At 70.6% G+C, this 23,999-nt stretch carries 22 protein-coding genes; 19 read left to right on the forward strand and 3 right to left on the reverse strand.

From position 1 onward, the window contains the following. Positions 1 to 139: 139 nt before the first annotated feature. Together AC1XX3_RS18955 and ftsY are read left to right on the forward strand one after the other, a co-directional pair. Positions 140 to 373: a hypothetical protein gene (locus AC1XX3_RS18955; RefSeq protein WP_483322744.1), complete on the forward strand. Its 234-nt coding sequence runs from the start codon at positions 140 to 142 to the stop codon at positions 371 to 373. Positions 374 to 588: 215 nt separating this feature from the next. Next, entirely contained in the window at positions 589 to 1,788 is a 1,200-nt protein-coding gene (gene ftsY / locus AC1XX3_RS18960; RefSeq protein WP_483322745.1) for a signal recognition particle-docking protein FtsY, read from the forward strand. A 22-nt stretch (positions 1,789 to 1,810) separates the two neighbouring features. On the opposite strand, the gene AC1XX3_RS18965 is transcribed toward ftsY, so the two are convergent. Then, positions 1,811 to 2,593 carry a VOC family protein gene (locus tag AC1XX3_RS18965; protein ID WP_483322746.1) on the reverse strand — a complete coding sequence of 261 codons (783 nt, stop codon included), beginning with the start codon at positions 2,591 to 2,593 and terminating at the stop codon, positions 1,811 to 1,813. A gap of 97 nt (positions 2,594 to 2,690) precedes the next feature. Here AC1XX3_RS18965 and ffh point away from each other — a divergent pair, with 97 nt between their 5' ends. From ffh to AC1XX3_RS19035, 14 genes are all read left to right on the forward strand, one after another. Then, entirely contained in the window at positions 2,691 to 4,259 is a 1,569-nt protein-coding gene (gene ffh, locus AC1XX3_RS18970) for a signal recognition particle protein (protein WP_483322747.1), read from the forward strand. A gap of 11 nt (positions 4,260 to 4,270) precedes the next feature. Further along, on the forward strand, positions 4,271 to 5,383 hold the full coding sequence (locus tag AC1XX3_RS18975) for an amidohydrolase family protein (RefSeq protein ID WP_483322748.1): 1,113 nt from the start codon (positions 4,271 to 4,273) through the stop codon (positions 5,381 to 5,383). After that, on the forward strand, positions 5,376 to 8,138 hold the full coding sequence (locus tag AC1XX3_RS18980; protein ID WP_483322749.1) for an alpha/beta fold hydrolase: 2,763 nt from the start codon (positions 5,376 to 5,378) through the stop codon (positions 8,136 to 8,138). Before AC1XX3_RS18975 ends, AC1XX3_RS18980 begins: the two co-directional genes overlap by 8 nt. Further along, complete coding sequence (locus tag AC1XX3_RS18985; RefSeq protein ID WP_483322750.1) at positions 8,135 to 8,986, forward strand: ABC transporter permease; 852 nt, start codon at positions 8,135 to 8,137, stop codon at positions 8,984 to 8,986. Before AC1XX3_RS18980 ends, AC1XX3_RS18985 begins: the two co-directional genes overlap by 4 nt. 89 nt (positions 8,987 to 9,075) lie before the next feature. Beyond that, positions 9,076 to 9,210 carry a hypothetical protein gene (locus AC1XX3_RS18990; RefSeq protein WP_483322751.1) on the forward strand — a complete coding sequence of 45 codons (135 nt, stop codon included), beginning with the start codon at positions 9,076 to 9,078 and terminating at the stop codon, positions 9,208 to 9,210. A gap of 144 nt (positions 9,211 to 9,354) precedes the next feature. Next, a complete protein-coding gene (locus tag AC1XX3_RS18995) occupies positions 9,355 to 10,260 on the forward strand; it encodes an NAD-dependent epimerase/dehydratase family protein (protein WP_483322752.1) in 906 nt (301 codons plus the stop codon). Next, a complete protein-coding gene (dgoD, locus tag AC1XX3_RS19000; RefSeq protein WP_483322753.1) occupies positions 10,257 to 11,402 on the forward strand; it encodes a galactonate dehydratase in 1,146 nt (381 codons plus the stop codon). The genes AC1XX3_RS18995 and dgoD overlap by 4 nt, the downstream gene beginning before the upstream one ends. Positions 11,403 to 11,626: 224 nt before the next feature. Further along, a complete protein-coding gene (rpsP, locus tag AC1XX3_RS19005) occupies positions 11,627 to 12,061 on the forward strand; it encodes a 30S ribosomal protein S16 (protein WP_483322754.1) in 435 nt (144 codons plus the stop codon). A gap of 2 nt (positions 12,062 to 12,063) precedes the next feature. Further along, on the forward strand, positions 12,064 to 12,339 hold the full coding sequence (locus tag AC1XX3_RS19010; RefSeq protein ID WP_483322755.1) for an RNA-binding protein: 276 nt from the start codon (positions 12,064 to 12,066) through the stop codon (positions 12,337 to 12,339). A gap of 87 nt (positions 12,340 to 12,426) precedes the next feature. Continuing rightward, positions 12,427 to 12,999, forward strand: coding sequence for a ribosome maturation factor RimM (rimM, locus tag AC1XX3_RS19015; RefSeq protein WP_483322756.1), 573 nt, complete (start codon positions 12,427 to 12,429; stop codon positions 12,997 to 12,999). Further along, positions 12,996 to 14,237 carry a tRNA (guanosine(37)-N1)-methyltransferase TrmD gene (trmD, locus tag AC1XX3_RS19020; RefSeq protein ID WP_483322757.1) on the forward strand — a complete coding sequence of 414 codons (1,242 nt, stop codon included), beginning with the start codon at positions 12,996 to 12,998 and terminating at the stop codon, positions 14,235 to 14,237. Before rimM ends, trmD begins: the two co-directional genes overlap by 4 nt. Positions 14,238 to 14,474: 237 nt before the next feature. After that, positions 14,475 to 15,185, forward strand: a complete 711-nt coding sequence (locus tag AC1XX3_RS19025) for a succinate dehydrogenase cytochrome b subunit (RefSeq protein WP_483322758.1) — start codon at positions 14,475 to 14,477, stop codon at positions 15,183 to 15,185. Then, positions 15,185 to 17,161, forward strand: a complete 1,977-nt coding sequence (locus tag AC1XX3_RS19030) for a fumarate reductase/succinate dehydrogenase flavoprotein subunit (protein ID WP_483322759.1) — start codon at positions 15,185 to 15,187, stop codon at positions 17,159 to 17,161. The genes AC1XX3_RS19025 and AC1XX3_RS19030 overlap by 1 nt, the downstream gene beginning before the upstream one ends. Before the next feature lie 10 nt (positions 17,162 to 17,171). Next, a complete protein-coding gene (locus AC1XX3_RS19035) occupies positions 17,172 to 17,918 on the forward strand; it encodes a succinate dehydrogenase/fumarate reductase iron-sulfur subunit (RefSeq protein ID WP_483322760.1) in 747 nt (248 codons plus the stop codon). Positions 17,919 to 17,999: 81 nt separating this feature from the next. On the opposite strand, the gene AC1XX3_RS19040 is transcribed toward AC1XX3_RS19035, so the two are convergent. Further along, positions 18,000 to 19,475 (reverse strand): hypothetical protein, encoded by a 1,476-nt coding sequence (locus AC1XX3_RS19040; RefSeq protein ID WP_483322761.1) that lies wholly within the window; start codon positions 19,473 to 19,475, stop codon positions 18,000 to 18,002. Then, positions 19,468 to 20,037 (reverse strand): RNA polymerase sigma factor, encoded by a 570-nt coding sequence (locus AC1XX3_RS19045; RefSeq protein ID WP_483322762.1) that lies wholly within the window; start codon positions 20,035 to 20,037, stop codon positions 19,468 to 19,470. Before AC1XX3_RS19045 ends, AC1XX3_RS19040 begins: the two co-directional genes overlap by 8 nt. Before the next feature lie 203 nt (positions 20,038 to 20,240). Between AC1XX3_RS19045 and AC1XX3_RS19050 the strand changes: the two genes are divergently transcribed. The 3 genes from AC1XX3_RS19050 (at position 20,241) to AC1XX3_RS19060 (ending at position 23,888) form a co-directional block, all read left to right on the forward strand. Continuing rightward, a complete protein-coding gene (locus AC1XX3_RS19050) occupies positions 20,241 to 21,095 on the forward strand; it encodes an NAD-dependent epimerase/dehydratase family protein (RefSeq protein WP_483322763.1) in 855 nt (284 codons plus the stop codon). Between the two features lie 58 nt (positions 21,096 to 21,153). After that, positions 21,154 to 22,152 (forward strand): NAD-dependent epimerase/dehydratase family protein, encoded by a 999-nt coding sequence (locus tag AC1XX3_RS19055; RefSeq protein WP_483322764.1) that lies wholly within the window; start codon positions 21,154 to 21,156, stop codon positions 22,150 to 22,152. Between the two features lie 158 nt (positions 22,153 to 22,310). Next, the gene (locus AC1XX3_RS19060; RefSeq protein ID WP_483322765.1) at positions 22,311 to 23,888 is read left to right on the forward strand and encodes an ABC-F family ATP-binding cassette domain-containing protein; all 1,578 of its coding nucleotides are present in this window, start codon (positions 22,311 to 22,313) and stop codon (positions 23,886 to 23,888) included. Positions 23,889 to 23,999 lie beyond the last annotated feature (111 nt).

Here is a 23,999-nt window from a genome sequence, read left to right on the forward strand (position 1 = left end):
CGCCGTCCGTGTCCGGCGCCCCTGGCGGCAGGCCGATGCCAGAATAGGGGCGAGGGCCGTTGCCCTCGCCCAGCCCGCTCACTGAGTGGGTCTGACAGTTCCTTCCCCGATCTGTCCTGACTGTCTGAAAGGCCGTCCCGTGACGTCCATCGTGTTGTCCATGTTCGTGATCTTGACCGTTGCCGCCGGTGTGGCCGGTGTGGTGGTCCTCGGTATCGAGGGGCGCGGCCGTTCCCGCGTGCCGCAGCTCACCGACCGGTTCGCCCGGGCCGCCCGGCATCTCAACGGCGACGCGGAGCCACCGGCCCGCTTCGTCCGGCTGATCGAGCGGCACGTGCTGGTGCACCTACGCTCACGCCTGCGCACCCGCTGACCTGCACCAGGTGACCTGCGCACCCGCTGACCTGCGCACCCGCTGACCTGCGCACCCGCTGACCTGAGCACCAGGTGACCTGCGCACCCGCGGACCGGCACCCGCCCTGAGCCGGCATCCCCGGTTGAGCCGCTGCCCTCTCGGCGGGGGTCTCGGGCTGGCGCGCCTGCGGGCGCGAGGAACGCAGAGCGCGGGCGCCGCCCTAGGATGAGGCGGTGGATCCAACAACTCTGTACCTGATCATCGGTGGGATCATCCTGCTGCTCCTGGTGGGCACCGGAGTCGGTCTCGTCACGACCCGCCGGCGCAACGCGCTGCGGGCCGGACGGCGTCCCTCCGAGCTGACCGGCGACCAACCTCGCACCTCCGCACCGGCGGAGGACACCGAGCCCAGCACTGGCGGCGGGGTCGACCTGCGCGAGGCGCCGGAGACCGATCGCCCGCTGCCCGAGGTCGAGCTGGAGCCGGCCGCCCCGGTGGTCGAGACCCCCGAGCCGGTGCAGAGTCGGCTCGCCCGGCTGCGCCGGCGTCTCTCCGGCTCCGACAACGCGCTGAGCCGCGGCCTGCTGGCCCTGCTGTCGCGCGACCGGATCGACGAGGAGACCTGGGAGGACTTCGAGGACACGTTGTTGATGTCCGACCTGGGAGTCGGACCGACCACCGAGCTGGTGACGGCGCTTCGGTCGCGGCTGCGGGTGGACGGGGTGGCCGACTCCGAGAGCGCCCGCGCCATCCTGCGCGAGGAGCTGGTGGCCTTGGTGAACCCGAACCTCGACCGCAGCCTCGCCACCGAACGGTCCGAGACACCCGCCGTCGTCATGGTGGTCGGCGTGAACGGCACCGGCAAGACCACCACGGTGGGCAAGCTCGCCCGGGTGCTGGTGGCCGAGGACAAGGACGTGCTGCTGGGTGCTGCGGACACCTTCCGGGCCGCGGCCGCCGACCAGCTCGAGACGTGGGGTTCCCGGGTCGGCGTCCCCACGGTGCGCGGTGCCGAGGGGGCTGACCCCGCCAGCGTGGCGTTCGAGGCCGTCCAGCACGGCATCGAGGGTGAGGTCGACGTGGTGCTGATCGACACCGCCGGTCGGCTGCACACCAAGACCGGTCTGATGGACGAGCTCGGCAAGGTGAAACGGGTGATCGAGCGCAAGGCCCCGGTCACCGAGGTGCTGCTGGTGCTGGACGCCACCACCGGTCAGAACGGCCTCACCCAGGCCCGGATCTTCGCCGAGGTGGTGTCGGTGACCGGCATCGTGCTGACCAAGCTCGACGGATCGGCCAAGGGCGGCATCGTGGTGCAGGTGCAGCGCGAGCTGGGCGTACCGGTGAAGCTGATCGGACTCGGCGAGGGTGTCGACGACTTGGCCCCGTTCGACGCCGAGGTCTTCGTCGACGCGCTGCTCACCCCGAGCTGACCTTCCTCGCGGAGCGACGCCGTCAGCCGAGCCGGCGGCGCTCGGTGGCGTCGGGGGCGTTCTCGGTGACGCAGTACGCCAGCCCGGCGGGGTCCCGCAACGCGAACCAGCCGCCGCCCGGGCCGATCGGCTCCGCCCCGAGCGCGAGGTGGCGCCGCGGTTCCGCGACGAGGTCGTCGGTACCCAGGTCGAGATGGGCCCGGACCGGCCCGGTCGGCTCGTCCAGCCGCTGGAACAGCAGCTGCAGCGGTGAGCTGGCGCCGTCGTGGATCTTGCCGAGGAACGGGTCGTTCGCCTCGAACCAACCCCAGCCGAGTCCCGCGCGCCAGAAGGCGACCTCGGCGTCGACCCGGTCCTGCGGCAGGTCGAGGCAGACCTGCACCAGCCGGGAGCGGTGCCCGCCCGGCCAGCGGACCGGCTCCGGCAGCTGGTGCTCGGCCGCCCTGACAAGGCAGAACGGCAGGCCGCCCGGAGAGCGGAGCGTCTGCCAGCCGGCGGTGGCCGGGCCCGGCGCCTGACGCCGCACCGGCTCGGCCCCGAGCGCGGTCCAGTGTCGGGTCGCCGTCATCACGTCGGGGACCTCCACGTCGAGGTGGATCTGCGCGGGACCGTCGACGGCCTGGAGGTGGACGTACGCGTTCTCCTGCCCCGGCGGGGATGTCCCAGCTGGGGGAGTGAAGCTGGCCAGCCCCGGATGACCCTCCCAGGCGGAGCCGAGCGGCCAGCCCAGCGCCGCGGACCAGAACGCGGCGGCACGGGCGTGCGTCGCGGGCGGGACGTCGATGACCGCGTGCAGCCAGCCCATGGCGCCAGCGTAGTGCCGCCCTCGGTGTCGAGAGCGCTGGGCGCGGTCGAGTCGATTAGGCTGGCAGGGTTCCACCCGCTGACCGAAGGACGCGCTCGTGTTTGACACCTTGCAAGACCGGCTCGCAGCCACGTTCAAGAGCCTGCGCGGCAAGGGACGGCTGTCCGACGCCGACATCGACGCGACCTGTCGCGAGATCCGCATCGCCCTGCTGGAGGCGGACGTCGCCCTGCCGGTGGTGAAGGAGTTCGTGGCCTCGGTCAAGGAGCGCGCTCGCGGTGCCGAGCTCTCCGGTGCGCTCAACCCGGCCCAGCAGGTCATCAAGATCGTCAACGACGAGCTGGTCGTCATCCTGGGCGGTGAGACCAGGCTGCTGCGCTTCGCCAAGCGGCCGCCGACGGTCATCATGCTCGCCGGCCTGCAGGGTGCCGGAAAGACGACGCTCGCCGGCAAGCTCGCCCTGTGGCTGAAGGACGCCGGTCACTCCCCGTTGCTGGTCGCCTCCGACCTGCAGCGGCCGAACGCGGTCAACCAGCTCCAGGTGGTCGGCCAGCGGGCCGGCGTGCACGTCTTCGCGCCGGAGCCCGGCAACGGCGTCGGCGACCCGGTCGCGGTGGCTCGCGCCTCTCTCGCCGAGGCAGAACGCAAGCTCTACGACGTGGTCATCGTCGACACCGCCGGCCGGCTCGGTGTGGACGCCGAGCTGATGCAGCAGGCGGCCGACATCCGCGACGCGGTCAACCCGGATGAGATCTTGTTCGTCGTCGACGCCATGATTGGCCAGGACGCGGTCAACACCGCGAACGCCTTCGCCGCCGGTGTCGGCTTCGACGGCGTGGTGCTGACCAAGCTCGATGGCGACGCCCGCGGTGGCGCCGCGCTGTCCATCGCCCGACTGACCGGACGTCCGATCATGTTCGCCTCCAACGGCGAGCAGCTCAAGGACTTCGACATCTTCCATCCCGACCGGATGGCGAGCCGGATCCTGGGCATGGGCGACATGCTCACCCTGATCGAGCAGGCCGAGAAGACCTTCGACGCCGAGCAGTCGGCCAAGGCGGCGGCCAAGCTGTCAGGTCAGGGCGGGGAGTTCGGGCTGGCGGACTTCCTCTCCCAGATGCAGATGGTCCGCAAGATGGGCCCGCTGTCCAAGATCTTCGGCATGCTGCCGGGGATGGGCGAGATGAAGGACCAGATCGCCAACATCGACGAACGCGAGATCGACCGGATCGAGGCGATCATCCACTCGATGACGCCCGCGGAGCGGGACGACCCCAAGATCATCAACGGCTCCCGCCGGGCCAGGATCGCCCGCGGCGCCGGGGTCGAGGTGTCCGAGGTGAACGGCTTGGTAACCCGGTTCTTCGAGGCGCGCAAGATGATGATGTCGATGGCCAGCGGCCGGATGCCGGGCATGCCCGGTCTGCCCGGGACAGGGGGCGGGAAGGCCCGCCAGCCCAAGCAGCAGGCCAAGAAGAAGGGCGGCAAGAAGGTCTCGGGCAACCCGGCCAAGCGCAACGCGCCGGCCGCCCCGGCGACGGTGTCCGACCCCGCCGAGGCGTTCGGTGCCACCCCGCAGCTGAGCCCGGACGAGCTGCAGCAGGCGATGGGGGACTTCGAGCTGCCGCCCGAGCTGCGCAAGATGTTCGGCAAGGCCGGCAAGTAGCCGTCGAGGTCGTGCCCGACTCCAGCCGTGCGCGGCCCTACTCGCCCAGCCGCGGGCGGCTGCATCTGCGCGGCACCGTGCTGCCGGACGGCGAGGTCCGCGATCTGTGGGTGCTGGACGGCACGATCCGGACCGAGCCGGTGGCCGACGCCGACACGGTGGTGGACGGCGGCTGGATCATGCCGGGCCTGGTGGATGCGCACTGTCACGTGGGGCTGGACTCGTCAGGGGCCGTACCCGACGCGGTGGCCGAAGAGCAGGCGCGAGCTGACCGCGACGCCGGGGCGCTGCTGCTGCGCGATGCCGGCTCGCCGGCCGACACCCGCTGGGTGGACGACCGGGACGACCTGCCGAGGATCATCCGTGCCGGGCGTCATATCGCCCGACCCAAGCGCTATCTCCGCAACTACGCCGACGAGGTCGAGCCCGACCACCTGCTGCAGGCGGTCGAACGGCAGGTGGCGGCGGGCGACGGCTGGATCAAGCTGGTGGGGGACTGGATCGACCGCGACGTCGGCGAGCTTGCGCCGCTGTGGCCGTTCGAGGTCGCCCGCGCGGCCATCACCCGTGCCCATCAGCTCGGCGCCCGGGTCACTGCACACGTGTTCGGCGAGCAGGCGACGACCGAGCTCGTCGCGGCCGGCATCGATGGCATCGAGCACGGTACCGGGATCACCGACGAGACCATCGTCGCGATGGCCGAACGGCAGGTGGCCCTGGTGCCGACGCTGATCCAGCTGGAGAACTTCGAGCGCTTCGCGGCCGCGGGTGAGGCCAAGTTCCCCCGGTATGCCGCCCAGATGCGATCCCTCTACGCCACCCGGCTGGACCGGTTCGGCGCGGCCCACGACGCCGGCGTGCCGATCTACGCCGGCACCGACGCGGGCGGCTACCAGCCGCATGGCCTGGTCGGCGCCGAGATAGCCGCCCTGGGCCGGATCGTCGCACCGGAGTACGCCCTCGGGGCGGGCTCGTGGCGGGCCCGGCGCTGGCTCGGCCGTGACGACCTGCTGGTCGACGGTGCTCCCGCGGACCTGGTCGTCTATGACGCCGATCCCCGGGCCGATCTGACCGTGCTCGGTCACCCTCGCCACGTCGTCCTGCGGGGACAGCTCGTTGGCTAGGACCAGCAGAGCTGCCGCCCTGCTGGCCGCTCTGGCGCTGCTGGTCGGCCTGCCGGTGTCGCCGGCGGCGGCCCAGACCCCACCGGTGACCGAGACGCCGCTGACCATGGCGGCGACGCCGGAGCCCGATGGCGCGCCGGTAAATCTGGACGTCTCGCTCTTCACCGCCGATCCGGGCGTCCCCGCCCCTGCGGTGGTGCTGGCCCACGGCTTCGGCGGCAGCAAGAGCGACAGCGCTGCGGTGGCCCGCGACCTCGCCGCCGACGGCTATGTGGTGATCACCTACACCGCCCGCGGCTTCGGTCGCTCCGGTGGGCTGATCCACCTCAACAATCCGGCCTACGAAGGTCGAGATGCCGTCCGTATCGTCGATCTCGCCGCCGGTCGACCCGAGGTCGCCAAGCAGGGCGACGACCCGGTGATCGGCTTCGCCGGCGGGTCGTACGGCGGTGCGATCTCCATCCTGGCCGCCTCGCTCGACCCCCGGGTGGACGCCATCGCACCGTCCTTCACCTATTCCAGCCTGACCCAGGCGCTCTTCCCGCAGTACGCCACGACGCACCCACCGACGACGGTGGCCGACGTGTCCTCGGTGGCCACGACCGGGGTGTTCAAGCAGCGCTGGGCGTCGCTGTTCTTTCTCGGCGGCGGGGGCGGCGGGAGCGGCGGCGACTCCCTGTGCGGACGGTTCACGCCACAGCTGTGCCAGGGCTATCTGCAGACCGCACAGACCAACGTGGCCGACCCCGCCCTGCTGAGTCTGCTGCGTCAGTCGGACCTCACCGGGCGGGCGGCGAAGATCACCGCGCCGACCCTGCTGATCCAAGGCGAGGACGACACCTTGTTCCCGCTGGACCAGGCCGACGCGACCGCCCGGGCACTGCCGGCCAGCACCGAGCTGAAGACGCGATGGGTGACCGGTGGCCACGACACCACGATCGATCTCGACGCGGTGCTTCCCGACCTGCAGCGCTGGTTCGACCGCTACCTGAAGAACGACGCCGTCCCGGCCGACACGAGCTTCGAGGCGGCCGTACCCGAGACCTCGCTCGTCGGTGGCGACGACGACGAACCCGACAGCACCACCGTGACGACGGCGAGCTATCCGGGCCGCGGCTCGACCCTGACCACCCGGTCGCTGGCACTGACCGGGGAAGCCGAGCAGACGATGATCTCGCCGCCGGGGGGCAGCCCGGCCGCGCTGACCAACCTGCCGGGTACCGGCCAGGCGCTGCGGACCCTGTCGAGTCTGGGCGGCTACGGACTGGCGGTGCTTCCGGGACAGAGCGCGACCTGGACCAGCAGCCCGCTGACCGAGCCCTTCACCCTCCTCGGCAGCGGGGACGTGCAGCTGTCGGTCTCCTCATCGACCACAACCGCCACGCTGTTCGCCTCCCTGTGGGATCTGGGACCCGACGGTCCCGCGCCCGGCGGCACCGGCGGTGCCGCTCCGACCAGTGCCGTGCTGCCGCAGCTGGCGGTCGCCCCCGTCCGGCTGACCGGGCTCACCCCCGGACAACCGAGGACCGTCCGGGTCGCGCTGCCGCCGGTGGCCGCCCAGGTGCCGGTCGGTCATCGGGTCAGGCTGGTGCTGTCCAGCACCGACCAGGCGTACGCGGTGCCCACCGAAGCCGCGCTCTATCGAGTCGCGCTGGTCGGTGGCGCGGTCACCGTGCCTGATCCGACCGTGAACGCGGTGGTGAGCCGGCCCGACCTCGACGTCCCGCGAGGGCTGGTCGTGGTGGTCGGCGCCCTGGTGCTGGCCGGGCTGGCCGGCCTGGTGCTGATCTGGCGGCGTCGCCGCGGCACCGTGGTGCGGGAGGATCTGCGCGACGTCCCGCTCTACGTCGACGGTGTGGTCAAGACCTATCAGGACGGCTTCAAGGCCGTGGACGGTGTCACCTTCAGCGCCCGACCGGGTCAGGTGGTCGGGCTGCTGGGCCCCAATGGCGCCGGCAAGACCACCACCATGCGGATGATGGTCGGGCTGATCCGGCCTGACGCGGGCGGGGTGTACGTCCTCGGCGAGCCGGTGGACGCGGGTGCTGACGTCCTCGGCAACGTCGGTGCCTTCATCGAAGGGCCCGGGTTCCTGCCGCACCTGAGCGGCTGGGACAACCTGCATGCGTACTGGCAGGCCACCGGCCGCCCGCTGGCCGAGGCCCACCTCGAGGAGGCGTTGGAGATCGCCGGCCTGGGGTCGGCCATCCACCGCCGGGTCCGCGGCTACAGCCAGGGCATGCGGCAGCGGTTGGGCATCGCCCAGGCGATGCTCGGGCTGCCGGCGCTGCTGCTCCTGGACGAGCCCACCAACGGCCTCGACCCGCCGCAGATCAAGGCGATGCGGGCCGTCCTGCACGACTACGCCGCGTCCGGTCGTACGGTGGTGGTGTCCAGCCATCTGCTCGCGGAGGTGGAACAGACGTGCACCCACGTGGTGGTGATGAACCAGGGCAAGGTGGTACTGACTGGCTCCATGGCCGAGCTGACCGCCAGTGATGACGTGACGGTGATCGGGCTCGCCGATGGGGCCGATCTGAGCGCCGCGGCCGCCTCGCTGCGCGCACTCGGCGTGGCCGTCGTCGTCCAGGACCAGCAGCTGCGGGTGACCGGTACGTTGCCGCGGGCCGAGCTGGTCGGGCGGCTGGTCGCCGACGGTCACCCGATCGAGTCGGTCGACGGCCGCCGGCAGCTCGAGGAGGTCTTCCTTGCCATGGTGGGACCGGCGGGCACCACGACAGGGCAGCAGCCATGACCACCTCACCCGTCCACACCGGACCCCGGCGCAGGGTCAAGGCGCTGCCGCTGCGGGCCGAGATCCGACGCCAGCTCCGGCGACGGCGGACCCAGGGGGTGTTCGCCGTGTTGGCCGCGCTGCCGTTGATCCTGGTCGCCGCCTTCACCCTCGGCACCGACGAGTCGGACAGTGGCGCCCGCGGCTTCGTCGACCTCGCCCAAGACAGTGGCGCCAACCTCGTCGTCTTCACACTCTTCGCCTCGACCAGCTTCCTGCTGATCGTGGTGGTTGCGCTGTTCGCCGGTGACACGGTGCCGTCCGAGGCCAGCTGGAACTCGCTGCGCTATCTGCTCACCGCTCCGGTCCGGCGGGAGAGGCTGATCCGGCAGAAGCTGACGGTGGCGGCGATGTTCTCGGTCGCGGCCCTGGTCTTCCTGCCCGCGTGGACCCTGGTGGTCGGCGGGGTGGCGTACGGCTGGGGCCCCTACATCGGGCCGACCGGGGAACAGATCGGCTGGCCCGCCTTCGCCGGCCGGCTCGCGCTCATCGTGGCGTACCTGTTGGTCAGCCTGCTGGTGGTCGCCGCGGTGGCGTTCGTGCTCGGCGTGTGGACCGACGCCCCGCTCGCCGCGGTCGGCGGCGCTGTGCTGCTGATGATCCTGTCCGCCATCCTCGACTCGATCCCCGCCCTCGGCTCGCTCCGTTCAGCACTGCCGGGTCACTACGCGTACGCCTGGGCCGACGCGCTCTCGGTCCAGATCGACTACTCCGACATGGTCCGTGGTGCCCTGTGGTCCATCGGCTATGCGGTGGTGCTGACCGGGCTGGCGGTGTGGCACTTCCTGCGCAAGGACATCACCAGCTGAGGACGACCAGAAACCCGTCCGGATCGGGGTGCGATCGGCGTACGCTTCGGCTACCGAGCTGACCGGGCTCGCAGACAAGGGAGTTCGCCATGGCCGACAAGTCACCACGACAGCACCTCACCAAGAAGGCCGGCAAGTCCATCAAGGAGAAGCGGGCCGACAAGAACGCCAAGTCCGGCGCGAGTCAGATCGTCGAGCCGCCCACGCCGCGCAAGAAGAAGTAGCTCCGGCGGGTGGTCGGGCCGGCGGGCAGCTCGCCTGCTCCCGAGCGCCGCAGGACCCGGTCGGCGGGCGCGGACCGCGGATCGCGATGATATGGGTGGTCGGCGACGACCAGACGATAATCGCGACGAAGCGGAGGCTGGCAGATGAGGCGTGTGGTGGTGACCGGGGCGGCCGGTCGGATCGGTTCGGCGGTGTGTGAGCTGCTCACCGCGCAGGGGATCGCGGTCCGCGCCGTGATGGTCGACGAGGGCGCCGACCTGGACGTGGAGCGGGTCTTCGTCGGCGACGCAGCCGACCCGGTGCTGATGCGGGCCGCCTGCGCCGACGCCGACGGTGTGGTGCACCTGGCCGCGCTGCCATCGCCCGTCCTGGGCACCCCCCAGGAGGTCTATCTGGGCAATGTCGCAGCCACCTTCACCGTGCTGGAGGAGGCCGGGGCCCAAGGCGTACGCCACGCGGTCATCGCGAGCAGCATCAATGCCCTCGGGCTGGGCTTCTCCCCGCGCGAGGACGCCAGCCCGGCGTACCTGCCCTGGGACGAGCAGTCCCCGACCATCGCCGCCGACCCGTACTCGATGTCGAAGTGGACCGATGAGTTCATCGCCGACTCGATGGCGCGCCGCCACGACATGACGGTGGCCGCGCTGCGGTTTCCCCTGACCGCTGAGTTCGACACCTCACTGCTCCCGGCCGAGGCGCACCCCGGCTTCGCTGACGTCGCCACCGGTCGGACCGACCTGTGGATGTATCTCGAGGTGCACGACGCCGCCCGCGCCGTGCTGGCCGGACTGCAGCTCGATAGCGGGCCGGGGGCGCACCCGATCTTCATCGCCGCCCCGAACAGCTGGGCACCGCACCCCACCGAGCAGCTGCTGGACAGATATTGGCCCGGCATCGAGCGCCGGCGCCGGTTCGAGGGCGACGAGGTCCCGGTGGACCTCACTCGAGCGGAGCAGCTGCTGGGCTTCCAGGCCGAGCGGGTGTTCCGCCACAGCGTCACCGACCTGCCGACGGCCACCGGGACCGGCGTGGACGGGACCGGCCGATGAAGATCACCGCGGTCGAAACCTTCCAGGTGTCCTCGCGCCTGATGTTCACCAAGATCAGCACCGACGAAGGGCTGGCCGGCTGGGGCGAGCCGATCCTGGAGTCACGCGCCGACACGGTCCGAGCTGCTGTCGGTGAGCTGGCCGAACTGCTGGTGGGCGAGGACCCGACGCCGATCGAGCGGCTGTGGCAGCGGATGCACAAGGCGGGCTTCTATCGCGGCGGACCGGTTCTCGGCTCCGCGGTCGCCGGACTGGACCAGGCGTTGTGGGACCTCAAGGGCAAGGCGCTGGGCGCACCCGTGCACGAGCTGCTCGGCGGGCCGGTCCGCGACCGGCTGCGGGTCTACCCGGGTCTGCATGGTGACTCCGACGCGGAGCTGGCCGACAACGCGGCCGCGCTGGCCGGGGCCGGCTACACCGCGATGAAGACCGCGCCACCGGCCACCATGGACCACATCGCCACGCCGGCGTCCATCGATGCCGTGCTGCGGCGGTGGGCCAGCGTGCGCGACGCGGTGGGCGACGCGGTTGACTTCGCGCTCGACTTCCACGGCCGGGTGTCGTTGCCCACCGCCAAGATCTTGCTGCGCGAGCTGGAAGCGCTGCGGCCGCTGTTCGTCGAGGAGCCGACCCCGCCGGAGTTCCAGGGACGGCTGGCGGAGCTGACCGCGGGCACCACCGTCCCGATCGCCACCGGGGAGCGCCTCTTCGACCGCTGGGAGGCGAGCTCGGTGCTGTCCAGCGGCATCGCGGTGCTGCAGCCCGATGTGTCCCACGCACACGGCATCTCGGAGGTGATGCGGATCGCCGCCGTGGCCGGGCTGCACCATGTCCACCTGGCGCCGCACTGCGCCACCGGGCCGCTGGCGCTGATGTCGTGCGCCCAGGTCGGCTTCGCGGTCCCGCACACGCTGATCCAGGAATGCCACCTGCTGCTGCACGAGCCTGGCGCCCACCCGATGATGCGGTTCATCGCCAATCCGGAGGCCTACACCGTGGTGGACGGCTATCTGCTCCGGCCCACCGGCCCGGGGCTGGGTGTGGAGGTGGACGAGGCCGCGGTGCGTGCTGCCGCCGAGACGCCGCAGATCAACCGGTCGCCGGTCTGGTCCTATCTCGACGGCAGCTACGCTGAGTGGTGAGTCGACCGGTGGCTGGGCGGCCAGCCGGCGAGTTCGCCCGAAGGGGCCGGAGTCTGGCAGAATGTTCTGCGCATCTGTCTCGCGTGGTGCCCTCTCATCGCTGCGCGTGCCGGATCCATCCGAAGTCGCGTCCCTGAGTGTTCCCCACCCCGGGAGATCGGCTTCACCCGTTCCATGACTGGGTGCTGATCCCAGGCATAACCCGTACAGGAGTATCCACACACGTGGCTGTCAAGATTCGTCTGAAGCGACTGGGCAAGATCCGTTCGCCGCATTACCGCATCGTCGTCGCCGACTCGCGCACCAAGCGTGACGGGCGCGCCATCGAGGAGATCGGCAAGTACCACCCGAAGAACGATCCGTCGTTCATCGAGGTCAACTCCGAGCGCGCTCAGTACTGGCTCTCCGTCGGCGCTCAGCCCACCGAGGCTGTTGTCGCCATCTTGAAGCGCACCGGCGACTGGCAGAGCTTCAGTGGCGACACCTCCCCGTCCGGCATCGAGCCGCAGAAGGAGAAGGCCAACAAGCTGGACTTCTTCAACGCAGCTCTGGCCGAGGCCGGCGAGGAGCCGAAGGCTGCCGCCATCTCGAAGAAGGCTGACAAGCCGAAGGCAGACGACGCCGCCGACGCTCCGGCCGAGTCGACCGAAGAGGCCTGAGCATGCTGGCCGAGGCGCTCGAGCACCTGGTGCGCGGCATCGTGACCAACCCCGACGACGTCCAGGTCAAGGACAAGGACCTGCGTCGTGGCCGGATGCTCGAGGTGCGCGTGCACCCCGAGGACATCGGCAAGGTGATCGGTCGCTCCGGCCGTACGGCCACTGCGCTGCGGACCGTCTTGGCCGCCCTGGCCGGACGTGAGCAGGTCCGCGTCGACTTCGTCGACGTCGACAAGCGTTCGCGGCCGTCCGACGGCGGTAGCCGCGGCCGCCGCTGAGCTCTCGGCAGACGCCCCGATCGTTTCCTGGCTCGACCAGGAAACGGTCGGGGCGTTGCACGTCCCCTACCAGCACCGAGGAGCAGCATGAGCAAGACGACCGAGGTTGTGGTCGGGGTCATCGGACGAGCGCACGGCATCCGTGGTGAGGTCGTGATCGACGTTCGGACCGACGAACCGGACCGCCGGTTCGCGATCGGGCAGACGCTTCGGGCCGAGACCGGCCCGATGCGCTTCACTGTCACGTCGGCGCGGGACCACTCGGGTCGGCTGCTGGTCACCTTCGCCGAGACAGCCGACCGCACGGCCGTGGAGGCCGTCCGCGGCACCCGGCTGGTGCTGGACGTACCCACCGACGAGGTGCCCGAGGACGAGGGCGAGTATTACGACCGGCAATTGGTCGGGCTGGCGGTCCACGACGCCACCGATACGCCGGTGGGTACGGTCACTGCGGTGATCCACCTCCCGCACCAGGACGCGCTGGAGGTCGAGACCGCCGACGCGGTGCGGCTGGTCCCGTTCGTCCAGGCACTGGTCCCGATCGTCGACCTGGCGGCCGGTCATGTCCGCCTGGCGGACGTGCCGGGTCTGCTGCTGGACACCGACGACTCCGATCCGGCTCAGACGGACGACGCAGCCGACGCGGACGGGTCGCGATGAAGATCGACGTGGTGTCGATCTTCCCCGACTACCTGGCGCCGTTGAGCCTGTCGCTGGTCGGCAAGGCGATCGACACGGGTCTGGTCACGTTGGGCGTCCACGATCTGCGGACCTGGACCCACGACCGGCACCGCACAGTCGACGACACCCCCTACGGCGGTGGCGCCGGCATGGTGATGCGCCCGGAGCCCTGGGGCGAGGCCTTGGATGAGCTGATCCCCCCGGCCGGCGCCCCGGTTCCCCCGGCTGGCGCCGACCCGCAAGCCGACGGCGCACCCGCTGCCTCAGCGACCACCGGCCGCGGACCGCGGCTGCTGATCATGACGCCGTCCGGGGTGCCGTTCTCGCAGCGGCTGGCCGACGAGCTGGCGCAGGAGGAGCATCTGGTGCTGGCCTGTGGTCGCTACGAGGGCCTCGACGCCCGGGTGGGGGAGCACGCCACCACCCGGATGCGGGTCGACGAGGTCAGCATCGGCGACTATGTCCTCAACGGCGGTGAGGCGGCGGCGCTGGTGATCATCGAGGCGGTCGTGAGGCTGTTGCCGGGGGTGATCGGCAACCCGGAGTCGCTGGCGGAGGAGTCGCACGCGGTCGGCCAGGGCGGGCTGCTGGAGTATCCCGTCTACACCAAGCCGCCGAGCTGGCGCGGCCTGGACGTGCCCGAGGTCTTGTTCTCCGGCCACCACGGCCGAATCGCCGCCTGGCGCCGGGAGCAGGCGCTGAACCGTACCCGGGCCCGCCGGCCCGACCTGCTGCCCGACGAGATCCGGGTGCTGCCCGCCGTCACGTCCGACGCCGGCGAGCTGTGGACGCTGCAGCAAGCGGCGTTCCTCAGCGAGGGCATCGCCAACCAGACCTACGCCATCCCGCCGCTGACCGAATCACTGGCCGACCTGACCGCGTCCCTGGGCCAGGGGACCGTGCTGGTGGCCCGCCGGGGCTCCCGGCTGGTCGGCTCGGTCCGCGGTGCCACGTCAGCCGACGGTGCGTGGTACATCGGCCGGCTGATGGTCGCCCCCGACCAGCAGGGACAGGGCATCGGGCGGCGGCTGCTGGCCGAGATCGAGTCCGCCGCGCCGCCCGAAGCCACCGCCTGCCGCCTGGTCACCGGCGTCGCCAGCGCGGCCAACCTCGACTTCTACACCCGGCACGGCTACGTCGAGATCAGTCGAGACGCGGACTCAGGTGACGTACCCGTGGTGGTGCTCGAGCGCTCCCGGAGCCTGGACCGCGCCTGACCGCGGCGCCGACGCCGCCGGTGCGAGCCGGGCTGAGCGTGGGTGGGAGACCGAGCTCGGGCCGAAGTTGGGGTGACTCCACCTTCACTGCGGCGCTCGGCGGACTGGCAGCCGTACCCGGGCGAGCAGGTCGCGATGTGACGCAGTTCGCACCGCGGGCACCCGGGGAGGAGAGATCCGTCACGCAGGCCCTGTCCAACTTAACGATTTTAACTGAACCGTTCTAGTGTGGACCCCGTGGCAACTAGCATTCTGACCCCTGCCCAGCGGGCAGCACGGTCGACGGTGGCGCAGAAGGCGCTGATGGCCGTGAGCGGTCTGATCATGATCGGATACCTGCTCGCGCACATGTACGGAAACCTGAAGATCTTCTCGGGTGAGGAGGCCTTCAACAGCTACGCCCACCATCTGCGTGAGCTCGGCGAGCCGATCCTGCCCTACGAGGGCGCGCTGTGGATCATCCGCGTGGTGTTGCTGGTCAGCGTGCTGACCCACGCCTACGCAGCGGTGGCGCTCTGGCGCCGGGCGCACACGGCCCGCGGTGGTGCTCGGCGCTATCAGAGCCCGCTGGCGCGCCGCGGCATCCAGCGCAGCTATGCCTCGTTCACGCTGCGCTACGGCGGCATCATCATCGCGCTGTTCGTGGTCTACCACCTGCTGCACCTGACGGCCAACGTCATCGCTCCCGGAGGCGCGTCCGCCAACCCGTACCAGCGGGTGGTGAACGGCTTCCAGATCTGGTGGGTGGTGCTGTCCTACCTGATCGCCATGCTCGCGGTGGGTCTCCACCTGCGCCACGGCACCTGGAGTGCCCTCACCACGCTGGGTGCCAATACCAGCGCGGTCGCCCGTCGACGGATCAACCAGCTGGCGTACGTGGTGGCTGCCGTGATCACGATCGGCTTCCTGCTGCCTCCGTTCGCAATCCTGCTGGGACTGGTGAAGTGATGACTGACGACAACCTCCTGATCGACTCCGTCGACGCCGATGCGCTCTATGTCGAAGGGACGCCGGTGATCGACACCAAGGCCCCCGGCGGTGCCATCGAGGAGCGGTGGGACAAGCGCCGGTTCAGTGCCAAGCTGGTGAACCCGGCCAACCGCCGCAAGCTGAGCGTGATCATGATCGGCACCGGATTGGCCGGTGCCTCCGCCGCGGCGACTCTGGGCGAGGCCGGCTACCACGTCAAGACGTTCTGCTACCAGGACAGCCCGCGGCGAGCACACTCGATCGCCGCCCAGGGTGGCATCAACGCGGCCAAGAACTATCGCAATGACGGCGACTCGATCTATCGCCTCTTCTACGACACCGTGAAGGGCGGCGACTTCCGCGCCCGCGAGTCCAACGTCTACCGACTGGCCCAGGTCAGCGTCGAGATCATTGACCAGTGCGTCGCCCAGGGCGTCCCGTTCGCCCGCGAATACGGCGGCCTGCTGGACAACCGCTCCTTCGGCGGCGTGCAGGTGTCACGTACGTTCTACGCCCGCGGCCAGACGGGTCAGCAGCTGCTGATCGGGGCGTACCAGGCGCTGGAGCGCCAGATCGCGGCGAAGACCGTGGAGATGTACACCCGGCACGAGATGCTTGAGCTGATCGTCGCCGACGGCAAGGCCCGCGGCGTCGTCATCCGGGACATGGTGACCGGCGAGATCGAGACCCATTACGCCGACGCGGTGGTGCTGGCCAGCGGTGGCTACGGCAACGTCTTCTTCCTTTCCACCAACGCCATGGGCTCCAACGTGACCGCGACCTGGCGGGCCCACCGCAAGGGCGCGCTGTTCGCGAACCCCTGCTACACGCAGATCCACCCGACCTGCATCCCGGTCAGCGGCGAGTACCAGTCGAAGCTGACCCTGATGAGCGAGTCGCTGCGTAACGACGGCCGGATCTGGGTGCCGAAGAACGGGGAGGACAAGCGTGACCCGCGCGAGATCCCCGAGGACGAGCGCGACTACTACCTGGAGCGGATCTACCCCTCGTTCGGCAACCTGGTGCCACGCGACATCGCCTCCCGGGCGGCGAAGAACGTCTGCGACGAGGGTCGCGGTGTCGGACCCACCGGCCTGGGCGTCTACCTCGACTTCGCCGACGCGATCGAGCGACTGGGCCGCAAGTCGGTGGAGGCCAAGTACGGCAACCTCTTCGACATGTACGCCCAGATCACCGGCGAGAACCCGTACGAGACGCCGATGCGGATCTACCCGGCGGTGCACTACACCATGGGTGGGCTGTGGGTGGACTACGACCTGTCGTCCAACATCCCGGGTCTGTTCGTGATCGGTGAGGCCAACTTCTCCGACCACGGCGCCAACCGGCTCGGCGCCAGTGCGCTGATGCAGGGACTCGCCGACGGCTACTTCGTCCTGCCGAACACGATCAACGACTATCTGGCCGCCGGTCCGTTCCCGAAGGTCGACGACACCCACCCGGCCTCGGTCGAGGCGATGGAATCGGTGACCGGGCGGATCCAGAAGCTGCTGTCCATCAACGGCACCCGCACCGTCGACTCCTTCCACAAGGAGCTCGGCCAGATCATGTGGGAATACTGCGGGATGGAGCGGACCGAGGAGGGCCTGCGCAAGGCCATCAGCCGGATCCGCGAGCTCAAGCAGGAGTTCTGGTCCGACGTCAAGGTGGTCGGCACCAACGAGTCGCTCAACCAGACGCTCGAGCGGGCCGGACGGGTGGCCGACTTCTTCGAGCTCGGCGAGCTGATGTGCATCGACGCCCTGATGCGCCGCGAGTCCTGTGGCGGGCACTTCCGAGCGGAGAGCCAGACCGAGGACGGCGAGGCGCTGCGCCACGACGACGAGTTCGCCTTCGTCGGCGCGTGGGAGTTCGCTGGTGAGGGAGCCAAGCCCATCCTGCACAAGGAGCCCTTGGTGTACGAGTACGTCGAGATGAAGCAGCGGTCTTACAAGTGAGGACAACCAAGTGAACATCACGCTACGCGTGTGGCGTCAGCCGAACGCCGACGTCGAGGGCCGGATGGTGACCTACGGCGTCGAGAACGTCTCCGAGGACATGTCGTTCTTGGAGATGCTCGATGTGCTGAACGAGCGCCTGACCCTTGAGGGCGAGGATCCCATCGCCTTCGACCACGACTGTCGAGAGGGAATCTGCGGCGCCTGTGGCGTCGTGATCAACGGTGCCGCGCACGGTCCGCAGCAGACGACGACCTGCCAGCTGCACATGCGCTCGTTCAGCGATGGCGCCGTCATCGACGTCGAGCCCTGGCGTGCCGACCCGTTCCCGGTGATCAAGGACCTGGTGGTCAACCGCGGTGCCTTCGACCGGATCATCCAGGCTGGTGGCTTCATCAGCGTGCCGACCGGCTCGGCGCCGGACGCGCACGCCACGCTGGTGCCCAAGGCGGATGCGGACCACGCTTTCGATGCGGCTACCTGCATCAGCTGTGGCGCGTGCGTCGCGGCCTGCCCCAACGGCTCGGCCATGCTGTTCACCGCGGCCAAGGTGACCCACCTCGGCCTGCTGCCCCAGGGGCAGCCGGAGCGCTACTCCCGGGTGGCCAACATGGTGGCCCAGCACGACGAGGAGGGCTTCGGCGGCTGCACCAACATCGGTGAGTGCACCGCGGTCTGCCCCAAGGGCATCCCGTTCGAGACGATCTCCCAGCTCAACCGCGACCTGCTCGGCAGTCTGCGGCGCGGCAACGCCTGACCTGTCGACAGCCACGACCACCGGCGCCGAGACGACGATCTCGGCGCCGGTGGTCGTTCGTTTGTGGCTCAGCAGCGCTGATCAGCTCAGCCGCTGCTGAGCGGCCCGCATCATGGCGTAGAAGGGGTGGCGTTGCATCCCCTCCACCTTCTGCTCCAGGTAGTAGGCGTTGTCGTCCATCCCGTCGACCGAGCGGACCAGCACCACCAGCCGGTCCTCGACCTGCAGCAGGCCGACGTCCTCGAACGTCCCCTCCTCGGTCCGCACCCCGGGAGCGCGGTAGCTGAGCGAGTAGATCTCACCGACCTCGCCGGCAGTCTCCACCAGAACGGGCTGCAGCCGGCCAGACTCCTTGCTGAGCACGACATAGTTCTTGTCGGTGAGCCAACCGCGGCAGTTCGCCAGCCAGCCGCTGAGGGTGGTCGCCGCCTCCCGGGCCTGTCCGGCGGAGGCGAACTGCAAGGTGGTGGTGTAGAGGTCGGGTGACCGGTCGGCCGGTGCGTCAGCCAGCTCCTGGCGGAAGTTGCGACCGTGCGCGCTGGTGGCGCCCAGCCGGGTCAGCGGCAGCCGCTGGCAGGCCGAGAGCTGATCGACGGCTCGCCCCTTCGCCTCGGTGATCGTCACGGCGTCGTGGCCGGCCTGCACCGGGACGTCGCTGGGCCTGAGCAGCTCGGCGTCGGTGATCGTGCGCGGGGTGGGGTCGCTCGCCGCCGCGCCGGCCAAGCGGGCCGCGACCTTGGGCAGACTGCGGATCATCGGGTACGTCATCAGCCCACCGGGATCGTCGGCTGCGTCGGCGTAGCGATAGTCCTCGCTGACGGTCGCCATGCTGACGAAGGTCAGTCGATGACTCTGCCTGACCAGGCCGACTTCCTCCCAACCGCTGTCCACCGACTGCGGTGCGTCGGGCAGCCCGGCCACGACCAGGGCTCGCTGCGCCTCACCGTCGGCCACCGGAACCGGGGTCCACGGCTGACGGAGCTCGGGGCGCGGATAGCCGTTGGTCTTCATGGTGGCCGGGCAGTCGCGTACCCAGTCGGTGATCGTCGCGTACGCCGCCGCGGCCGTGGCGTCGTCGGGGAAGCCGGCCACCACCGCGACCGCGGAGCCCTGCCCGTTCCGGTTGCCCGCCAGGGCGTAGACCCGGGTGAGGACCGTCGTCGCGCCGAGCGACTCTGGGCTGGCGCGGAAGCACCGGCTCGGCGCTGCCTGGCCGGACCCGGGGAAGGTGTCGGTGCTCACCCAGTCCCGGGGGCCCTGCAGCTCCAGGTCGGAGTCAGTCGGCAGGTTCTGCTCGGTGACGGTGGCGGGGATGCTGGCCGACGGGCTCGCGGCCGGACCGGGCGTCACCGGAGCGAACATCGTCGGTCCGCCGGCGACCACCGCCGTGCCGCCGAGGACCACCGCGGCGAGGGCGCCGGCCGCCAGGGCGGTGTGCCGGCGCCGGCGGCGGAGCGCGCCCTGGCGTCGTACCGCGGCGGCCGGCGCCGGGGAAGCGTGTTGCTCGCCGTAGGAGGCGAGTCGGGTCAGGTCCTGCATCGGATCGTTGTCAGCCACGGGAGGTCTCCTCGGAAACGGGATCGCCCAGCAGCTGGGCGAGGGCGGTACGACCACGGGCGAGCCGGGCCTTGACGGTGCCGATCGGCGCACCGACCTCCTGGGCGACGTCGGCGACCGACAGGTCACACAGGTGGTGCAGCACGATGGCCCGCCGCTGCTCGGCCGGCAGCTGCTGCAGCGCCCGGGCCAGGGCCACCCGGGTCACATCGGGCTCGGCGGGTGGCGCCGGTTCGTGGGCGCGGTCCGGTGGCGACAACGCCCGGCGGGCGCGGCGCCAGCGGCTGACCGCGAGCCGATAGGCGACGGTACGGACCCACGCTTCCGGCGACTGCTCGGTGTTCAGGGTGCGGCGCTTGTCCCAGGCGCGGACGAACGCCTCCTGGACGCAGTCCTGGGCTTCGGAGACGTTGCCGCAGATGGCGTAGATCTGGCCGACCAGGCGCCGAAACGATGCCTCGTAGAACGCGTCGAACGCCTCGTCGTCCATGCCGGCTCCCACCGTCGTCTCCGACTGCATCATGCCGGGGCGGGTGCCGGGCCGCAGCGATGCGGTACTCACCGGCGTGTCCATTGCTGCATGGCCTCTCCCTGCTCAGTTGCTGTCGAGGGATCTACGCGCCGGCACCCGGCGCGGTTGCATCCGCGGCCCGCTGGTGCGCGCCTCCCTCGCTGCGCGCACACCCGAGACGCTGCGCACGCACCCGAGACGCTGCGCGACGGGCCGGTCGAAGACCGCCCGAGCAGCCGGTTACTGTGACCGCCATGACCCGAGTCGCCATCACCGGAGCAGCCGGCAAGACCGGACGCGTCGTCGTCCGCCATTTCCTCGACCACGGCTACGACGTGGTGCCGATCGACTCGGTCGGCGCGGCCGGCGGCTACGGCGAGTTCGCCCGTGACCTCGGCCTCGGGCTGGTCCGCGCCGATCTCACCGACTATGGGCAGGCGGTCGACATCCTGCAGGGCGCCGACGCGATCGTGCATCTGGCCGCCATCCCCGCCCCCGGGCTGTTCCCGGCCAGCACCACCTTCCTCGACAACACCGCGATGAACTACAACGTCTTCGCCGCCGCCCAGCTGCACGGCATCGATCGGGTCGTCTGGGCCTCCAGCGAGACCACCTTCGGGCTCCCGTTCGACACCCCGCCCCGGTATGCCCCGATCGACGAGGCGCACTACCCGCTGCCGACCAGCACGTACGCCCTGTCCAAGGTGGTCGGCGAGACCATGGGGGTGCACTTCGCCGAGTGGACCGGCGCCACCTTCATCGCGCTGCGGCTGTCCAACGTGCACCTGCCGAGCGACTACGCCCAGGTGCCGAGCTATCAGGACGACTTCTCGCTGCGGCGCTGGAACCTCTGGGGCTACGTCGACGCCCGCGACGTCGCCCAGGCCTGCCGGCGTTCGGTGGAGAGTGAGGTCAGTGGCGCGGAGAGCTTCATCATCGCGGCGGCTGACACGCTGATGCGCGCCACCAACGCCGAGCTGATGGCCGACCAGTTCCCGGGCGTCGAGCTGACCCGCGAGGTCGGCGACCACGAGACGCTGCTGGCGATCGACAAGGCACGCCAGCTGCTCGGCTATGACCCGCAGTACAGCTGGCGCGACCACGGCTGAGCGGATTCGCTGACGCGCAGCGTGGCCTCCCACGCGTGCAGCGTGTCAGGCTGACGGCATGAAGATGCTCGTGGTCGGTGGCACTGTGTTCGTGTCCGCGGCCGTGACCCGGCTGGCTCTCGAGCGAGGCCACACCGTCACCTGTCTCGCCCGCGGCACCTCGGCGCCACCGCCGGCGGGGTCTCACTGGGTCCGCGCCGACCGCGACACCGGCGCCGACGCCTACGCCGGGGTGGTCGGGGAGTACGACGCGGTGGTCGACCTGGCGCGCGATCCGCGCCACGTCCGGGAGGCGGTAACGGCCCTGGCCGCCGGCGCGGGTCACTGGACCTTCGTGTCAACGGTGTCGGTGTACGCCGGCCAAGACGTACCCGGCGCCGATGAGAGCGCCGCGCTGGTCGAACCGTACGCGGGGACCGAGCCGGACGACGCATCGGCGTACGGCGAGGGCAAGGTCGCCTGCGAGCAGGCAGTCCTGGCCGGGCTCGGGGAACGGGCGCAGCTGTGTCGACCCGGACTCATCGTCGGCCCCGCAGACCCCTCCGACCGCTTCGGCTACTGGCCGGCGAGGTTCGCCTTGGCTGCCCCGGACCAGCCGGTGCTGGTGCCGGACGCCGAGGACGGCTGGGTCCAGGTCATCGGGGTCGACGACCTGGCCCGTTGGGTGGTGGACGGCGCCGAGCGGCAGGTGGTGGGGACCTACAACCTCGTCGGCGACCCCGTCCCGCTGCCCCAGGTGCTGGCCGCGGCCCGCGAGGTCGCCGGCCATGTCGGACCGGTGGTCAACGTCGATCAGGGATGGCTGGCCGAGCAGGGCATCGAGTACTGGGCGGGCCCCGACTCGTTGCCGCTGTGGCTGCCGCCGACCGGCTATACCGGGTTCGCCCGCCGTTCGCATGCTGCGGCTTCGGCCGCCGGCCTCCGGTTGACCGGACTGACCGAGCTGTTGCAGCAGACCCTGGAGGACGAACGGCGGCGTGGGCTGGACCGGCCGCGCCGAGCCGGGCTGCTGCCGCAGACAGAGGCCAGGCTGGTCGCTGCCTGGCGGGACCGCTGAGGCCCGTAACTCCCTTGTGGCATCGCGCGGCGGGAAATATCGTAGTGGCGTCCTGATCCCGGCCGAAGGTGTGCCCGTGTCGCTCTAGCTCATCGATAACCCCCGCGTAGCCGCGCCGATGGCGTGCCTGCGCATCCTGTCGATGTCTGGAGCACCCCATGCCTCAACCTGTTGTCTGTACTGACCTGTCATTCGCCTGGCCGTCCGGTGAGCCGGCCCTGGACCACCTCGACGCGACCTTCCCCGATGCCGTGATCGGTCTGGTCGGGCGCAACGGAGTGGGCAAGTCGACCCTGCTGAAGATCCTCGTCGGGGAGCTGCGACCCACCGGTGGGCAGGTCCAGGTGCCCTCCCGCGTCGGTTATCTGCCGCAGCACCTGGTGCTGCAGGGCGAGCGCACGGTGGCCGACGTGCTCGGCATCCAAGACGCCCTGGCTGCGCTGCGCCGGACCGACGCCGGTCTCGGCGAGCCGGCCGACTTCGAGATCATCAACGACCGGTGGGATCTGGAGGAGCGGACCCAGGCTGTGCTGGCGCGCTTCGGCTTCGCCGCACTGGATCTCGAGCGTCCGCTCGCGACGCTGTCCGGTGGCGAGGCGATCCTGCTCGCCCTCGCCGCCCGGTTCCTGGACGAGCCCGACCTGTTGGTGCTGGACGAGCCGACCAACAACTTGGACCGGGGCGCGAGGCACCGGCTCTACGACGCCCTGGCGACGTGGCGCGGCCAGGCCCTGGTGGTCAGCCACGACCGCGAGCTGCTCGACGGCGTCGACCATGTGGCCGAGCTCCGCGAGGGCGGCATCCGGTTCTTCGGCGGCAACTTCACCGCCTACCTCGAGGCGCTGGCCATCGAGCAGGAGGCCGCCGGTCGCGCCGTACGTAGCGCCGAGGGCGACCTGAAGCGGCAGCAGCGCGAGCTGGCCGAGATGCGGATCAAGCTGGACCGCCGCCAGCGGTTCGCCCGGAGCCAGGCGGGCAATCTGCCGGCGATCGTCGCGGGCGCCAAGAAGCGGGCTGCCCAGGTCTCGGCCGGCAAGCTCCGCGGCGGGCACGAGGGCGACGTCGCCGCCGCCCGCGAGCAGCTGGCGCAGGCGGAGGAACGGCTGCGCGACGACGACGTGATTCGGGTGGACCTCAGCCGCACAGCCGTTCCACCGGGTCGCGACATCGTCGTCGCCGAGCAGCTGGTCCTGCGCAACGGCGTCGAGGTGTCGTTCCACCTGCGCGGCCCCGACCGGGTGGCGCTGGTCGGACCCAACGGCTCGGGTAAGTCGACGCTGATCGACACCATCCGCGGCGCGTTGGCGCCGACGTCCGGCACGGTGAGTCTGCGGGTGCCGATGCGGTTGCTGCCGCAGCGACTCCAGGTCCTCGACGATGCGGAGACGGTTCTGGCCGGGGTCAGCCGGCTGGCGCCGACCGCCGACGACAACACCTTGCGGGCCCAGCTCGCGTCCTTCCTGCTGGACGCGGACACGCTCGCCCGCCAGGTCTCGACCCTGTCCGGCGGGGAGCGGTTCCGCGCCACACTGGCCGCGTTGCTGCTCAGCGAACCGCCGCCACAGCTGCTGATCCTGGACGAACCGACCAACAACCTCGACCTGGACAGCGTGGCCCAGCTGACCGAGGCGCTGCGGCAGTATCGAGGCGCCCTGGTGGTGGCCAGCCACGACGAGGCGTTCCTGGCCGACCTCGACCTGACCGGTCGGATCACCCTGGGCGACCCTGCAGACTGAGTGGTGCGGGCTGGTTCTGCTGGGCCGGGTGGTGCCGGCTGAGTGACGCTGGCTGAGTGACGCTGGGGACTGGGCTGCGATTCGTGCTCGGGCGGCCCGATGTGGCAGACT

The organism is Microlunatus sp. M237 (genome assembly GCF_056896895.1).

What these genes read in the sequence shown, in the direction of transcription:
- AC1XX3_RS18965 (WP_483322746.1), bottom strand. Translation starts at nt 2,593, where the DNA reads ATGGGCTGGCTGCACGCGGTCATCGACGTCCCGCCCGCGACGCACGCC.
- AC1XX3_RS18985 (WP_483322750.1), top strand. Translation starts at nt 8,135, where the DNA reads ATGACCACCTCACCCGTCCACACCGGACCCCGGCGCAGGGTCAAGGCG.
- AC1XX3_RS18990 (WP_483322751.1), top strand. Translation starts at nt 9,076, where the DNA reads ATGGCCGACAAGTCACCACGACAGCACCTCACCAAGAAGGCCGGCAAG.
- AC1XX3_RS18995 (WP_483322752.1), top strand. Translation starts at nt 9,355, where the DNA reads ATGAGGCGTGTGGTGGTGACCGGGGCGGCCGGTCGGATCGGTTCGGCG.
- dgoD (WP_483322753.1), top strand. Translation starts at nt 10,257, where the DNA reads ATGAAGATCACCGCGGTCGAAACCTTCCAGGTGTCCTCGCGCCTGATG.
- AC1XX3_RS19010 (WP_483322755.1), top strand. Translation starts at nt 12,064, where the DNA reads ATGCTGGCCGAGGCGCTCGAGCACCTGGTGCGCGGCATCGTGACCAAC.
- rimM (WP_483322756.1), top strand. Translation starts at nt 12,427, where the DNA reads ATGAGCAAGACGACCGAGGTTGTGGTCGGGGTCATCGGACGAGCGCAC.
- trmD (WP_483322757.1), top strand. Translation starts at nt 12,996, where the DNA reads ATGAAGATCGACGTGGTGTCGATCTTCCCCGACTACCTGGCGCCGTTG.
- AC1XX3_RS19030 (WP_483322759.1), top strand. Translation starts at nt 15,185, where the DNA reads ATGACTGACGACAACCTCCTGATCGACTCCGTCGACGCCGATGCGCTC.
- AC1XX3_RS19050 (WP_483322763.1), top strand. Translation starts at nt 20,241, where the DNA reads ATGACCCGAGTCGCCATCACCGGAGCAGCCGGCAAGACCGGACGCGTC.
- AC1XX3_RS19055 (WP_483322764.1), top strand. Translation starts at nt 21,154, where the DNA reads ATGAAGATGCTCGTGGTCGGTGGCACTGTGTTCGTGTCCGCGGCCGTG.
- AC1XX3_RS19060 (WP_483322765.1), top strand. Translation starts at nt 22,311, where the DNA reads ATGCCTCAACCTGTTGTCTGTACTGACCTGTCATTCGCCTGGCCGTCC.